Genomic DNA, 14,974 nt, shown 5'->3' on the forward strand with positions numbered 1-14,974 from the left:
ATGTGATGTACTTAAGCCAAATATTCAGCCATAATCTGCTCGATATCAAACGGGGTAATTCCTTGCTCCACCGAATAGATTGTATCGGCCTGATCCAACGTATCCACCAGTTCACCTCTAGCCTTGGCATGAAGCGTGAACAAGTCGTAGAGATCTGGTTTGCGTAGCGTGGTCAGTGCTTTGCCCATCAGGACCATCCCTTTTTGATTACCCTCGACATTATTGTAATATTCCGGGTGCCTAGTCAGTGCCAGATCCGTCCAAATGACCGTACGCTCCACTAGATCCATAATGACGGGAATGGCAATCTGTGTATCTGCCGTGATATCAATCTTGTTTGCCACCGTGGACGGCTCGAAGATCTCGCCAGAACCCGGCTTCTTACGCATCATCCAGCCCACAAAGCATTCCGGCAAATCGCAATATGGATGACTCGTAAAGGAAAGCAGACTCGCCACCACATAACGCCCACCATAATCAACAATCGACGGAATATGCAGGTCAATGAACTCACTCGCACCATGAGGCGCTGTCACGATATCCCCGCTGTGAACGGCCTTGTAGTTGGATGAACGCAGATTCGTATAGGAAATATGCTCCACATAGTTCCAGTTCTCATCGTACATCACCGCAGACAGATCGATATCTACACGCCCCGTTGCTTGACCATTCACGGTGCCTTCCTTCCACCAGTTGAAGAAACGAATCGTATCTCCCTCGGCCATCGGCACCCGGCTTCCCCGAACAATCGTATGAAGGGCCTTGCTCGCCGATCTTTGGGAAAAGGGAACCAGATAATCATGGAGCTGTGGATCAACATACGTCTTTCCAAGCGAAGGAAGGGCGGCGAAACGCTGCACCAGCGCCTGCTCACACATCTGCACGACGGCACGACAAGTGTCATCGTCCATCTCGGGAAGCTGATTCGGAATGGCGAAAGCCTTCGCTACATTGCCTTTCGGAAAAAATACACGCAGATCCTGCGGTTCATTACGCCGGGCAAAATGCTCCCTCACCTGCAACAAAACCGGGGTCGATACGTGCTCCAGAATTTCTCCGAACGCCAGCAATACATACTCCTTATCCGTGGTAGAGCGCAACAAGTGATCCAATCTTCTCGCAAATTCACCAGGGCGCTGCTTCAGCAGCTCAATCAAACTCCACACATTCTGGTATTGGAAGGCAAGCTCCACACTCCCGTTAAAGGTCGTAAACGACTTGTTATTACGCAAAATATCAAAAGCTTCCTCGCATCGCGGGTACCGCAGCTTATATTCAGATGGATGCAGAATTTCGCCCAGACGAATCCAGCGATCCTTATATCGAAGCATGTCTTCCGTAATTGAACCGCATTGCTCCAGCAAACCGAGCAACAGGCGTCTCTCACGCCGCTTGAATTTGCGAAAAGGCGAAGCCAGAGCCAGGCTGACATCACCATCCGACCAGGCCACAGCAAGACGAAGCACATCCGTTGCCGTTCTGAAATACGGGCCGATTCGGTCGATATTAGCCTTTTCATACTTTAATAAGGAAGCTACTACAAACCCCACATTTTCCTTGAAAGGAATCTCGGCCGGCAACAGCGCATCCACTTCATCCGGTTCCGCAAGTTCCAGCACAGTATCGATATCTGCTTTGTCTGTCTCCGAGATGGAGCCGTTGGCTTCGATCAGTTGGCGGATGAGCGTCTGAAAGTCTGCCTTGTCTCCAAGGTCAATGACTTTTAGATTTATTTTATCCAGTAAAGGTACTCTTTCCACAGGTTCATGATTCGGATATACCAAGGTCAGATAATGAAGGATAGCATTCAGGTAGAGTTCCACCTCATCTTCCTCCATCACCTGCGCCGGGAATCCAGGGTACATCGGTTTGTAGTCCACATGTGCACCGACCATGATTCTCAGATCAGCCACAACCTGGGCAACAAATGCTTCAAACTGTTCCTTGGATAATGTTCGCACGGCCTGCATCAATTCATCCGAGAATGTGTATCCAAGCGTTTCTATATTTTTAAGGGCAGTCGCCAAATAAACCTTCGGCAGCTGTTTCTCCCCTTGTTCTTGCTCGATTATGAGTTTGTTCGCTCTGCGCAAATAGATTGTGTTGTTCATGATAAAAGAGTCCAGGAAAGCCATATCCCTACAATTGGTGGTCTGCTGTAGAAGGAAGGAATATGATAGCCTGGACGCCTCCTCTCTGAATTGAGATCTTCAGGAAAGCGGCGACCCTAAGTTCGCCAATGAAGTTAGAAGGAAGGATCGCCATAGCCTGAAGGCCAAAGGTCCGAAGCTTGTGACCCGAACCTTTGATGAACCCATCATCTCAGATTCCACGATCTCCCAACAGGGCGAAAGTATTACGACATGCGAAACTAATGGAGAATTCTCTGACTTGTGTCGAGCAGTACTGAAGAACAGCATACAACTGATGGTACATAAAAAAAGAGCTAAGCACGGTTTTTAGCCGGCTTAGCTCTTTAACACACGCATGGTAAACAGGTTACATACAGCTCGTTACATCCGAACGACTGATTTCTCAGCCGTCAGCCCAAGCACCCGAGCGGTTGAAGCATGTACTTGGTTTAGAAGACTAAGATTGTCAACCAGTGATTCGCCATACGAAGGAACCATTTCCTTGATCTTTGGTTCCCAGGCATCCATATGCTGCGGGAAGCACTTCTGGAGAATCTCCAGCATCACGTGAACAGCAGTTGAAGCCCCCGGTGAAGCTCCGAGCAATGCTGCAATCGAGCCATCCGCCGCAGTAACTACCTCCGTGCCGAATTGAAGGGTTCCTTTGCCGCCTTGAGCCGTGTCCTTAATTACCTGCACACGCTGGCCCGCCAGTACCATATCCCAATCCTCGCTCTTGGCATCTGGAACAAAGTCACGCAATTCGGCCATGCGTTGTTCCTTGGATAACATGAGTTGTTGGATTAGGTATTTGGTTAGTGAAATTTCTTTGACGCCTGCCGCGAGCATCGTGAGCAAATTGTGCAGCTTCACGGACGTAATCAGATCGGCATTGGAGCCTGTTTTTAAGAATTTTGGCGAGAACCCGGCAAACGGTCCAAATAGCAGCGACTTCTGATTCTCAATAAATCGGGTATCCAAATGCGGAACAGACATTGGCGGAGCACCCACCGAAGCTTTTCCATATACTTTGGCATGATGCTGTTCCACGACTTTCGGATTTTTGCACACCATGAAGATGCCGCTAACCGGGAAACCGCCAATATGTTTACCTTCAGGAATGCCGGATTTTTGCAACAAATGTAAGCTGCCGCCCCCTGCCCCGATAAACACAAATTTCGCCGTATGGCGCTTGACTGCACCACTGCCCAGATCTTTCACTGTTAATTCCCAAGATCCATTGCTTGTGCGTTTCATATTCTTCACGCTATGTTGGTAGTGGATATCCACGTTTTGGCTCTTTAAGTGTTCCATTAGCATACGCGTTAAAGCACCAAAGTTAACGTCCGTACCGGAGTCAATTTTGGTGGCTGCAATCGGTTCATTGCCCATGCGGTTTTTCATCATCAGCGGAATCCATTCCGCCAGTTTTTTCTTATTATCCGAGAATTCCATGCCAACGAATAACGGATGTTTCGATAACGCTTCAAAGCGTCTTTTTAGAAACAGGACATTCTGCTCTCCATGTACATAACTCAAATGAGGAAGCGGCATAATGAAGTCCCGTGGATTACGAATCAGATTGCTTTTGACGAGATAGGACCAAAATTGCCTTGAGATTTGAAAATGCTCATTCACCTTAATCGCTTTGCTAATATCTACGGATCCGTCTGGTCGTTCAACGGTATAGTTAAGTTCGCACAATGCTGAATGCCCGGTTCCGGCATTATTCCATTCGTTGGAGCTTTCCTCCCCCGCACTGGCGAGCTTCTCAAAAACCTTAATATTCCAGTCTGGTGCCAATTGTTTAAGCAAAGTTCCCAAAGTTGCACTCATAATTCCGGCACCAATCAAGATAACATCTGTACTCGTTTGTCCCTGGCTCATGTCTACCGTCCTTATATCCTATATTTGCCAAAAGGATGTAAGCGTTATCGATTTGGCATTGCAGCAAGCCCCATTCTTGAACAGGCCCGCCCCTTCTCTGAATGATATAACCTTGATCTAGTGTATCAATAATATGGGTCAATTTAAATATGCAATTTGAAGATATTTGCTATTCCATCAGTATACGCTAGTTTATGTCAGATAGATAACCCGGTTATAGGGCTGAAAGATTAATTTGTTCAATAAAAAGAGACAATTCTGGTTGCTTTCCCTGAATTGTCTCTGAAAGTTGGGCGTGTTGGTACCTTTGCCTTTAATAATTAAAAAAAGATCAAGATGCTACTCTCCAATGTTATCCCTGATAAAGTTCTAATTTTTTCATGAAATTAGTCAATAATTCAGTATACTCTTCCTGATCCTCTTCGTCAGCCCATTCAATATTAGACAGGTTTCTGTTAATATCCTGGAGCAAAGATGCAAGCTGTGATAATTCTTCAAATTGATTTAATTCAATCGAGTAGAGTATTTTTAATAAATGACCATCATACATTTCCCCAGCAAGTGGATCACCTTTTAAAATTTCCAAAGCTTTTTTTATACCAAGATCCATAAAAACATTTTGAGCTAGCATTCTACTAACATCTTCTAATTCTATCTCATCTATTGTTTTATCGATAAGTCTGTTGTACCACTGATCCAAAGGATACTCAGATTCTTCGGTCTGAATATTTTGATTTAGTGCGTAAATCTCTTTAATTGGCTTGTTCATTTATTCTAATCTCCCGCTGGCAGGATTAACTTATTATTCAAAGATAAACAAAAGGTTCAGCTCTATTTGTAATATTAAATCATCTTCGGATCTTTATAGCACCAATCAGAGTCATAACTCATTGAATGTATCTTTTGTGTATCTTCCCAGGTGAAGACCCAATCGTAATCAGCCACCGAACTTAAAACTGAGGCATGGAAATCCATGTTGTTCAGACTAAGATTATCAATATTACAGCTAGTCATATACGATTGTTCCAAACACCCACCAGATAACTCATAATGTTGAAAATCAACTTCCCGTAATCGTAGCTTCTCACCTTCTTGACCACTAGTCTCTAACCACTTTTTTTGAAGCTCAAATTTAAGATCTAACTCTTGTTTTATGGCTCTTCATCCTCTATGTTAGGTATGAATGGGGAGAGAAACGGATCATCACTATCTCTTACATAAAGAATTCCATAGGAGCCCGGAGCTATTTCGCCTACCTTTTTCAACACTTCAGCGGGATCATACTTTGATACAGGTTTGCGATTATCTAGGCCCGCTATCCATAGTTGAAAGTCACCATTAACTGCTCTCAAGTCCAAAACACCCGCAGGCCAATTTAGCTCCTCTACATATTTACGCAGATGTTGAATAACTAAACCATAGTGATACTCATCGTCTTCAAACGACGCACTTTCTCTAATGGTTGCCCAGCCATGATATTCATACATAATCTTTTCACAACCCCTCATCGGTATCTATGTGGGTTAGTTGACTATAAAAGTCATTATCTTTAATCTGTTCTTTCAATAATCGCTTTAAAGGGAGCATGTCCTGTTTCAACATTTCTCAACAAAGTAGGCTTTCTAAACCTTAGACTACACTGTAATTTAAAGATCGCTGTTGCTTCATCTAAACCTATAAAGATTACATTAATCCATATAGGCACCATTGGCTCTAAACCGCAAAGAACATTCACCGTATTGATTAACGGTAACTGCTTTCCTCCTATATTATCCTCACTCAAAATATTCAATCGCATCATATCATCTGCACTATTCAAAGGCTTATCCTTTTCCCTAACAGGCTCGATAATGAATCTATATTCATTAGATGTTAACCCAATTTCATTCGAAATTTCTTGAATTGTCTTTAATAAATTTTCTTTGAATATTTCTTTATTCATCTGTTTTATCTGTTCCAAAGTCATTCCTACTTCCCTGAAATTTTCGTACTTGAGACTTTAACAAGTTCATTGGTATTAACATATCCTGAAGGAGTTGTATCTATAGAGAATATTTCTAACCATGCATTTTTGGTTTTTACCCCAGCCTGTTCCAGAATTTGTGGAAATGCTCTTGTTTGTTCAACTGAGGGCGTGTAATGTCCAGATAAGTTAGTGATTCTTCTAACCTGTCCATCCGCATTTATCTTTAGCTTCCCTGCTGCTTGAACAGACTCACCATTTGCTAGAAAAGAATGACCTCTTCCTATATGAAGTTTGTTTTTCATGTCTACAACAAAATCCATCTCATTAAGTCCATTTACATCTTTCAGTCTTCCGCTCTCTATACTAAAGGTGAACTCTTTCCCAGCTTGAGCATCATCAGGAAACCTATTATTGATTTTTTGTGATGATACTATATTTCTCGGGCTCTTACCACCTGTACTTGCAGCCTCAATATTCTGCTTAATCTTCGCCACTGCGGGATTAGAAGATGGCAATCGATAAGGCCCTTTACCACCGGGCATACTCCCACGAACCATCTGAATCGCCATGAATATCTGACTAAATTTCAGAGAGGTCACCATCATCTGAGCATACTTATCTGATACAGGCTCTCCTGTCGTAGGATGAATCCCCATCTCAAACGCCTTGATCTGTAACGCAAATATATCATCCCCAGGTGGTTCAACCTTCACACCTTCCATGCGATTAACATCCAGATGTCCATGATCCTTCTCATACGCCTGAAGGGCAGCCTGATCCGCATCACCATCCTCGTTGACAGGCATCCACACCCACTTTCCAAACATATTGATTCGTGCCATCCGATATCCCTTATCACCCGAGCTTGAATCACCTGCTGAATTGGTCATGATTGCTGCGGCACCGACTGCTCCAGTTGCACCACCCAGACTTACCAACTGAGCATCTGCATCCTGGAAGCGCGTAGCGATGTCCTTCAATTCCTTGGATGTATTCACCATACTCTCCAGCGCTTTATCCAGTATAGGGCGTGATTGCTCAAACTCATAGTAAAACCGCTCCTGCATCGCACCCATCCACATCATCTGAATGAACATGATCTGTCTCGTCAGATCACCACGTATACTCTCCAACTGTTGTCTGGCTTGATCCACCTGATTCGATACGTGATGCAGTTGTTCAGGGGTAACTTTGATTGTACTCATACGTTTCTCCGCTCATTTAATATATGATTAACCTATGTTAGCAGAAGTTTTTAATACAGACCATCCGGCTAACATCCTGATTTGACCATTTTAAAACAGATGCTGTACCCCTCATCGGTGCTATGGTCCTATATGCCTTTACCCATTTCAAAGCACTTATCACCAGCAAATAATCCCCTTACCCTATCTCCTCCAAAAACGCCCGATACCGCCCAACCTGCTCCTCCGTCGCACATTCCCGCAACGATTCCAATAGGGCCACGCATTTTTTGAAATACCGATTCATCTCAAGCTCATCTGCTAATCTGAGTGCCTGCAAAATGAACTCCACCGCTTTCTTTTGCCTTCCCATGCATTGTTCGTATAAAGCCCGGTGATAACAGTAATGGTACATATTTCCTTTTTTTGAAGAATCTATTTGTCTGCCGACAACCTGATCCTGACTCGCAAACATATGTAAAACTCGATCAATCTGCCAACGATACCGAACCGCCGCCTCCACAATCGTTCTCAGTCCTGCTATACATTCCTCTGGATGCTCTAGCAGAATATTCACATACTCCTCCAGCATCTCTGCGTGCCCCACTTCAATCTCCAACGCATACCGATTCACCTGGGCTCGATGCCTAAACTCCTGCACTACCTGCATTCCCGCCTCATCCAGCTCTTCTATCCATGCTAGTTCTGCATACCGGATGATACACGCCCGCGCTTGATCCACCTGCCCCATCTTCTGGTGAGCCACGCCCCGCATTTGGAGACTGAACCCGTGATAATAGATCAACGGACGCTCGGTATGAATATAGGGTAAAGGTAACCCCTTGGTTCGATGCTCCTGTCGCTCTTCATGGATGCACTGCACACACTGGTACAACATGTCCGCCCTCTCCATCACTTTGCTCCAATTTTCAAAAGCATAAGCCATGTCCAACATTTCAACAATGATGTCCGGTTTAAGTGATTTCAAGATAGAAGTTCGCAAAAGGGATTCCTCCTTAATTATCCATTATCAAATAATTGTATAGTTAAATCAAAAGAAGATCAATATAAATTGTACTTATAAGTACTATTATATTCACAATCAATTTGTATCTGTTAGTCTGTAACGATTCTATAACCTCTTCTAACCTTAAGTGGAGGTGATCATATGAATTTACCAGAAAGTGTAGGGAATCGAATACGCGAGTTAAGAAAGGCCAAGGGTTGGACTCAAGAACAACTAGCAGAAGCAGCAGGTCTTCATTACAGCTATATTGGTGGGGTTGAACGGGGAGATCGAAATATTTCTCTGGAGACTCTAGAAAAAATAATAAATGGATTTCAGGTTCCGGCTGAAGAAATCTTCAAATTCAACGAAGAATCCGAGTACAAAAGAGCTTTGGATGAACATATAACATTAATAAGTGGTAAAAGCGCAGATGAAATCGCATCATTAACGAAAATCAATAAAGAGATTCTGAATACTATAGAAAAGCTACAAAAAAGCTCTGATTAAACACATCAGCATCGAAATCAAAAAGAGTGGAGTAACCCTCACACTCTTTTTTAATTTCATGAATCTACAAAACCACCCGCTCAAACTCCGCAAATTCAATCCGATTACGCCCATTCTGCTTCGCCTGATACAATGCCTTATCTACCGCAGCGAACAGCTGAATCAGATACCCCTCCGGATTGTCCGGTACATGCTCCAATTCAAAATCCTCAATCGATAGAATGCCTATACTAATCGTAATGGACACCTGTTCAATCTCGTGATCCACTACTATGAGGTTTGATTCCACAGCTAATCTTACGCGCTCCGCGATTTGGTTCGCCAAATCATGCTCTGTGTGTGGAAGGTAGATCATAAATTCCTCCCCGCCATATCGCGTTAGAATATCGGTACTCCGGATGGATTCTTTGACAGCTTGAGCCGTGCGATGCAGCACTTCATCGCCGATGACATGTCCGTAGCGATCATTGATCGCTTTGAAGTAATCAATATCCAGCAGTATGAGTGAAAACGGCGTTTTATATTGAATGTTGGTGATGACCTCGTGATTCAGATGTTGGGTCAGATAACGACGGTTATAGCAGTTGGTTAGACTGTCCGTCAGGGCGAGTTCTTCCAGCTTGCGATTGGCCTCGGACAACTCCAGACGAATGCGATCCAGGGCATGATTACGCTCCTGAAGCGTCTCGTTCTGCCGATTCATTTCTTTAACATAGAAGCGCTCTTGAGAGACATCCTGGAACGTAAGGATATGTCCAATAGGCGCGCGAGCAGCATCAACAATGGGAGACGCTTGGAGGATATAATGACGGATGTCATCCCGCCCCACGAGTACTTCAATTTGAGACAAGGTATTGTCCTTTTGCTTATACTCGTCCAGAAACTTCTGGCGGCTGCCCTCTACACGAACAGAACCCAGAAATGCCTCCATATCAAAAGAATCCCCCACATGCAGATCCATGAAGGATCGGGAGGCTTTGTTCAATTCAATAATCATCTCATTCTCATCCAGTACAAGGATGCCGTAAGGAATGGTATTGATCACATCCTCATGGGCGATGGAAACCAGATCGAACACATTGTACCTTTTAATGACATAGACGAAGAAAAGGTCGGACACGAAAATCCCCAGCGAAGTCAGTCCGGGAATAATGAACGGTAAATACGCTCTTAGAACCACATTAAGCAGAGCGTCGATTGTTGCAAAAGCAGCCAGCACGAATATGCCCCAGAGCGTAACTTTCACCTGATTTTTAATCATGGAGGACGTTCGAGAAGAATAAAGTGCCCGGAACAAAATAAAGAGGGACGTTACAAAGTAACTCACGAGTATAGCCATGACAACCCAGAACCAGTGTCCATATTCCCGCTCGATATAACCGCCTTCCAGCGGAGTTACAAACCAGCCCCACGGGTTCAGGATCACGCCAACCGCTCCAATAACCGCAGGGATGAACAATAGGAAGGATTTTTTTTGGCCTAATCGCTCCGCTTCACCCGTAATGAAGATCGTAAGCAGCAGCCAACCACTCCCTAGTAAGGAAACGGCGACAAAAGATAACGTAACATAGAACAACTGCAAGCCGGGGTCCTTCGTCAACGTACTCGCAAATTGACAGAATGGCCAGAGCATCATCAACCCATGAAACAAAAAGTAAACCTTATGTAAGTTCGTAATTCTAACCGTTGCAAAAACATATACGTATACACCAAACAATAGGACGAATAGAAAGAGATCATACCATACTAATGGGCTCACGAATCTTCTCCTTTTTGCATGCGACAACGAAGATAGTATTGAATTAGGGTATTCCTTAACGCTATATGAACCTTCGATAAACCTATAAAAGATATTCCTATATTATTGCTATTGGTTAATTTAACCACATCTTATCACACCGCTAATGGGGTGAGTAGCCCATACAATGGCAAACCAACCAACCTCTGATTGAATTTTGCGCAATTTTTGCGTTTTTGTGAATGAAATTGAACGTTTGGATGTAAACCGGGGGGGAAAGAAGACCTTGTTAGCTGTCGTAAGAGGCAAGTAGGTACATATGTAGAGCCCTCCGTCACCGGACGGCCCTCTCCTCATTCGTATACAGAAGCCAAAGGCAAATTGTCTGAGAACAAATCCGGATTATCTTGGAGCATGCTCGTGATTACTTCCGTCAACAAGGCTGCATCACACACTCTGACAACCGCATTGCCAAGCATCCCCTTACGCATCGCACCTTTACGTTCTAGAACGTCATCTACTTTCCAAAAATGCTCCGACCACGACAATCCGCAATGTCTCCGGGAAGGCACCGAAATTTCGGTTCCATCAGGTAAAACCGTTTTTAACATCTCACGCCCGTCCGTTAATCTGCCCGGGATGTCGACCCATTCTTCGATACCATGGATAAACGTGTTCCGTTTCAGATCAACGCCGACCAACAAGATGGTTGCCTTCCGATCAAGCAGCTTGCCCCAGGCTGAGCCTCGTGCGCATGGTGTATCGAAAAGATGATCGTCCTTCGTAAATGCTTCGGCGTCGTGTCCCAGAGCGGCTACCGAATGTGTAGGGTGCCAAGAACGTACTACTTCAGGTCGTTTGCGAAATAGTTCTGGAAGAATACCGACGCAGCATGGCGAAGATTCCACGTGGAACATCGGATTGTCCGCATTGATCGTGGACCATGTATGGGTTGGCAATACCAGCAGTCCGTCCTTCATATACTCGGTCAATGCATCCAACACCGTATCCGCACCGCCTTCGACTTCGCCCATACTTTTCATGGAAGAGTGAACGAGCAGCGTCCCTTGATCGTCAATGCCAAGCTGGCGCAGTTGGTGGAGCAAACTTTCTTGGGTATGTATCATGAATAGATAACCTCCTTTGGGCTATTATAGCAAAATAGAGCGTAGACGACGGTACTAACGTTATCCTTTGTATTGGAGAGAGCACAAGATCCGTTTCAGGCCATACACCATGCGCCTCATGGCAAGACAAAGGGCCGGGGAACCCCCCGGCCATAAGGAAAGAATTTGTATAAGTTCCTGAATAACAAAACTATTTAATCACAACGTACTCCAGGTTCACCAATTTCGCATAGGTCACGATTTGATCAGTAGTCAGGTTCAAAGATACTACGGTATGGTGACCGCCGCCGTTCTCGATCCAGGCTTTAACCCCATCCTGGAAGTTAGGCTTCACATTCCACAATACACGCGCTACCGGCAGGTTAGGTGCTGGAACGGTCGGTTCAAATGCGGATACTTCGTTGATTAACAGTTTGTAATGTGTACCGAAGTCTGCCATGGATACCACGACACCTTCTCCTGCTTTGCCATCGAATACGAGACGTGCAGGATCTTCACGATCGCCAATACCCAGTGGGGACACGATGATTTTAGGTTTGTTGCTGGCGAGTGTCGGGTCAACTTCAAGCATGTGGGATTGAAGGATAGCCTCTTGACCAGCTGCCATCTCGTACGTGTAATCCTCCATGAAGCCCGTGTTCTCGTTATGGGCCATGACTTTGAGCAGGCGATCGAGTGCAGCCGTTTTCCAGTCACCCTCTCCAGCAAAGCCGTATCCTTGGGCCATCAGGCGTTGAACAGCCAGACCCGGAAGCTGCTTCATGCCATGCAGATCTTCGAAGTTCGTGGTGAAGGCACTGTATCCACCCTCGTCCAGGAAACGTTTGATCGCAATTTCATAACTTGCTTGTACACGTACGCTAGCTTCCCAAGCTTCTTTGCTGTTCGTGCCATAATCGAATTCATACAGCTCTGCATACTGAGCGATTAGTTCATCGATTTCTTGCTCCGTTACGGCATTCACGTATTGCACGAGGTCGCCGATACCGAAATAATCGACTGTCCATCCGAATTGGATCTGTGCTTCCACTTTATCGCCTTCGGTTACGCCCACATTGCGCATGTTATCACCGAAGCGAGCAACCTTGATGTTAAAGCTTTCGTTATAAGCTACGGCTACGTCCATCCAGTCAGCAACCTGCTGTTGCACTTCAGGGCGTTCCCAGTAACCAACGACGATTTTGTTTTGTTTTCTCAGGCGTGCATTGATGAAGCCATATTCGCGATCACCGTGAGCCGCTTGGTTCAGGTTCATGAAATCCATGTCGATGGTCGCCCATGGAATGCTTTCATTGAATTGTGTCGCGAGATGAAGCAACGGTTTTTGCAGCAATTTCGTACCCCGAATCCACATTTTCGCAGGTGAGAACGTATGCATCCAAGTGATCACACCCGCTACCTCGTCGCGATAGTTCACTTCTTTCATAATGCTCGTGATTTTATCTGCGCTTACGGCCAAATCCTGCAATACGAGCGGGTATGGCAGAACGCCACTTGCATTAAGGGCATCCGTAATTTTCTGTGCGTTGGCTTTAACCTCACCCAGCGCTTCTTCCCCGTACAGATGCTGCGAACCTACGACAAACCAAAACTGTTTAGCTGCTGTTGCTGACATGTAATCATCCTCATTTCATTTTTATAGTTGAACAAATGGGTTACACTTACCACTCCGATTGCAGTACCATCTTCCGATCGCTGGTTATCCCCGGATTTCTTTGATCAATTTTAATAAGGATGATATCCGGTTATAAAGGCGAGCGCTTCGCTTCTACAAATTGGTACTGCACTCTCCGTTATCGTGTAAAAGTTTTATACAACTTCATTGGAAGTAGTAACAAACAACTTATTCGCTTGAATTATTATCAACCGATCGCTACATAACCAAATTACTTCTGTCCGTAATAGGCGTCTTTTCCGTGTTTCCGCAAATAATGTTTATCCAAAATGCCTTGCGGCAGTTCTTTTGCAAAGTTATTCAATTGCCGCGCATACAGGTTCATTTTGCACACTTCCTCCAGCACGACGCTGTTCACAACCGCCGACTTGGCGTCTTTCCCCCATGTAAACGGTGCATGACCATGAAGCAGAACTGCCGGGATTGCCATCACATCCAGCCCGCGCTGTTCAAATGTTTCAATAATGAGACGGCCCGTCTCCGCTTCGTATCCGCGATCAACTTCATCCTGGTTCAAGAAACGGGCACAAGGTACGGCACCATAGAAGGTGTCAGCATGCGTCGTCCCCATCACGGGTACGTCCAGACCAGCTTGCGCCCAGATGGTCGCCCAAGTGGAATGAGTATGCACAATACCACCGATTTCCGGGTAATGTTTGTATAGCACAGCATGTGTGGCGGTATCAGAAGAAGGTCTCATTTCGCCCTCCACCACATTGCCGTCCAGATCAACCACAACCATGTCGCTTGGTTTCATCTTGTCATAGCTGACACCGCTCGGTTTGATGACAAACAGGCCGCTATCCTGATCCATCGCGCTGACATTACCCCATGTAAACTTCACGAGTCCGTGCTTCGGCAGCTCCAGATTCGCCTCATAGACCTCTTCTTTCAGTTGTTCTAACATGTGTTAGTCCCTCCCGTTCTCTACCAGATGATCTACCGCCGCCTGCTCAATCGCGAGGCCCTTCCGATAACGTTCGATAAATGCTTCAAACCCTTTGACATCCGATGCATCCGGCGCAACTTCCTCACCCTGGACATCGCTAAAAACCTTCTGCTCTAGGAACACATCCAGACTCTCCTGCTGATCTTTGTTGATCATGTACGAGGCCAGAAGCGCCATACCCCATGCGCCGCCTTCACCCGCTGTAGACATCACTGACACCGGCACGTTCATCGCTGCGGCTACAATCCGCTGACCGACGACAGGGGTCTTGAACAGACCACCATGAGCCAAAATGCTGTCAATCGCCACATGCTCGTTCTTCGTCAAAATGTCCATGCCAAGCTTGAGGGCACCAAAAGCGGTGAACAGATGTGTACGCATGAAGTTCGCCAGATTGAAGTTGCTTTCCGGTGAGCGGACGAACAATGGACGGCCTTTGTCGATGCCCGTAATGTTTTCACCCGAATAATAACCGTAACTCAGCAAACCGCCACCATCCGGGTCAGCTTCCAAAGCCTTATTGAACATCACGCTGAACAATTTGCCAGTATCCACTTCGTATCCCATCGCCTCTGAAAATTCACGGAATAATCCAAGCCAGGCGTTGATGTCGCTGGAGCAGTTATTGGCATGCACCATGCCTACCGGACTGCCGTCCGGCGTCGTAACCATATCGATCTCGGGATACACTTTGGATAATTCCTTCTCCAAGACGATCATTGCGAAAACGGACGTGCCGACGGAGATGTTGCCCGTACGCTTCCTCACGCTATTCGTTGCTACCATGCCCGTTCCGGCAT

General features: G+C 45.5%; 13 protein-coding genes. 1 reads left to right on the plus strand and 12 read right to left on the minus strand.

The annotated features are described in order from the left end of the window. Window positions 1–11: 11 nt before the first annotated feature. From HP548_RS13820 to HP548_RS13850, 7 genes are all read right to left on the minus strand, one after another. Window positions 12–2,111: a TerD family protein gene (locus HP548_RS13820; RefSeq protein WP_175382000.1), complete on the minus strand. Its 2,100-nt coding sequence runs from the start codon at window positions 2,109–2,111 to the stop codon at window positions 12–14. A 402-nt stretch (window positions 2,112–2,513) separates the two neighbouring features. Then, complete coding sequence (locus HP548_RS13825; protein WP_175382001.1) at window positions 2,514–4,019, minus strand: malate:quinone oxidoreductase; 1,506 nt, start codon at window positions 4,017–4,019, stop codon at window positions 2,514–2,516. Between the two features lie 352 nt (window positions 4,020–4,371). Then, on the minus strand, window positions 4,372–4,788 hold the full coding sequence (locus HP548_RS13830) for a contact-dependent growth inhibition system immunity protein (RefSeq protein ID WP_175382002.1): 417 nt from the start codon (window positions 4,786–4,788) through the stop codon (window positions 4,372–4,374). A gap of 382 nt (window positions 4,789–5,170) precedes the next feature. Next, window positions 5,171–5,506, minus strand: a complete 336-nt coding sequence (locus HP548_RS13835) for an Imm7 family immunity protein (RefSeq protein WP_175382003.1) — start codon at window positions 5,504–5,506, stop codon at window positions 5,171–5,173. 62 nt (window positions 5,507–5,568) lie between these two features. Further along, complete coding sequence (locus tag HP548_RS13840) at window positions 5,569–5,985, minus strand: hypothetical protein (protein WP_083678715.1); 417 nt, start codon at window positions 5,983–5,985, stop codon at window positions 5,569–5,571. A gap of 2 nt (window positions 5,986–5,987) precedes the next feature. Next, a complete protein-coding gene (locus HP548_RS13845; RefSeq protein WP_175382004.1) occupies window positions 5,988–7,190 on the minus strand; it encodes a WXG100 family type VII secretion target in 1,203 nt (400 codons plus the stop codon). 178 nt (window positions 7,191–7,368) lie between these two features. Next, on the minus strand, window positions 7,369–8,172 hold the full coding sequence (locus tag HP548_RS13850) for a DNA-binding protein (protein ID WP_175382005.1): 804 nt from the start codon (window positions 8,170–8,172) through the stop codon (window positions 7,369–7,371). Between the two features lie 165 nt (window positions 8,173–8,337). On the opposite strand from HP548_RS13850, the gene HP548_RS13855 reads away from it, so the two are divergent. Further along, a complete protein-coding gene (locus tag HP548_RS13855; RefSeq protein ID WP_076287231.1) occupies window positions 8,338–8,685 on the plus strand; it encodes a helix-turn-helix domain-containing protein in 348 nt (115 codons plus the stop codon). Between the two features lie 64 nt (window positions 8,686–8,749). On the opposite strand, the gene HP548_RS13860 is transcribed toward HP548_RS13855, so the two are convergent. From HP548_RS13860 to HP548_RS34110, 5 genes are all read right to left on the minus strand, one after another. After that, window positions 8,750–10,444 (minus strand): diguanylate cyclase, encoded by a 1,695-nt coding sequence (locus HP548_RS13860; protein ID WP_175382006.1) that lies wholly within the window; start codon window positions 10,442–10,444, stop codon window positions 8,750–8,752. 332 nt (window positions 10,445–10,776) lie between these two features. Continuing rightward, window positions 10,777–11,547, minus strand: coding sequence for an AAC(3) family N-acetyltransferase (locus HP548_RS13865; RefSeq protein WP_175382026.1), 771 nt, complete (start codon window positions 11,545–11,547; stop codon window positions 10,777–10,779). Window positions 11,548–11,740: 193 nt separating this feature from the next. After that, window positions 11,741–13,165, minus strand: a complete 1,425-nt coding sequence (gene araA, locus HP548_RS13870; RefSeq protein WP_175382007.1) for an L-arabinose isomerase — start codon at window positions 13,163–13,165, stop codon at window positions 11,741–11,743. Window positions 13,166–13,436: 271 nt separating this feature from the next. Then, complete coding sequence (locus HP548_RS13875) at window positions 13,437–14,132, minus strand: L-ribulose-5-phosphate 4-epimerase (protein WP_175382008.1); 696 nt, start codon at window positions 14,130–14,132, stop codon at window positions 13,437–13,439. A 3-nt stretch (window positions 14,133–14,135) separates the two neighbouring features. Then, complete coding sequence (locus HP548_RS34110; protein ID WP_409347657.1) at window positions 14,136–14,960, minus strand: FGGY-family carbohydrate kinase; 825 nt, start codon at window positions 14,958–14,960, stop codon at window positions 14,136–14,138. Window positions 14,961–14,974: the final 14 nt, after the last annotated feature.

Source organism: Paenibacillus taichungensis (genome assembly GCF_013359905.1).
Classification (GTDB): Bacteria; Bacillota; Bacilli; order Paenibacillales; family Paenibacillaceae; genus Paenibacillus; species Paenibacillus taichungensis.

Bases quoted from the DNA above. Each gene is read 5' to 3' on its own strand.
- HP548_RS13820 (WP_175382000.1), bottom strand. From the start codon at position 2,111: ATGAACAACACAATCTATTTGCGCAGAGCGAACAAACTCATAATCGAG.
- HP548_RS13825 (WP_175382001.1), bottom strand. From the start codon at position 4,019: ATGAGCCAGGGACAAACGAGTACAGATGTTATCTTGATTGGTGCCGGA.
- HP548_RS13830 (WP_175382002.1), bottom strand. From the start codon at position 4,788: ATGAACAAGCCAATTAAAGAGATTTACGCACTAAATCAAAATATTCAG.
- HP548_RS13835 (WP_175382003.1), bottom strand. From the start codon at position 5,506: ATGTATGAATATCATGGCTGGGCAACCATTAGAGAAAGTGCGTCGTTT.
- HP548_RS13840 (WP_083678715.1), bottom strand. From the start codon at position 5,985: ATGACTTTGGAACAGATAAAACAGATGAATAAAGAAATATTCAAAGAA.
- HP548_RS13845 (WP_175382004.1), bottom strand. From the start codon at position 7,190: ATGAGTACAATCAAAGTTACCCCTGAACAACTGCATCACGTATCGAAT.
- HP548_RS13855 (WP_076287231.1), top strand. From the start codon at position 8,338: ATGAATTTACCAGAAAGTGTAGGGAATCGAATACGCGAGTTAAGAAAG.
- araA (WP_175382007.1), bottom strand. From the start codon at position 13,165: ATGTCAGCAACAGCAGCTAAACAGTTTTGGTTTGTCGTAGGTTCGCAG.
- HP548_RS13875 (WP_175382008.1), bottom strand. From the start codon at position 14,132: ATGTTAGAACAACTGAAAGAAGAGGTCTATGAGGCGAATCTGGAGCTG.
- HP548_RS34110 (WP_409347657.1), bottom strand. From the start codon at position 14,960: ATGGTAGCAACGAATAGCGTGAGGAAGCGTACGGGCAACATCTCCGTC.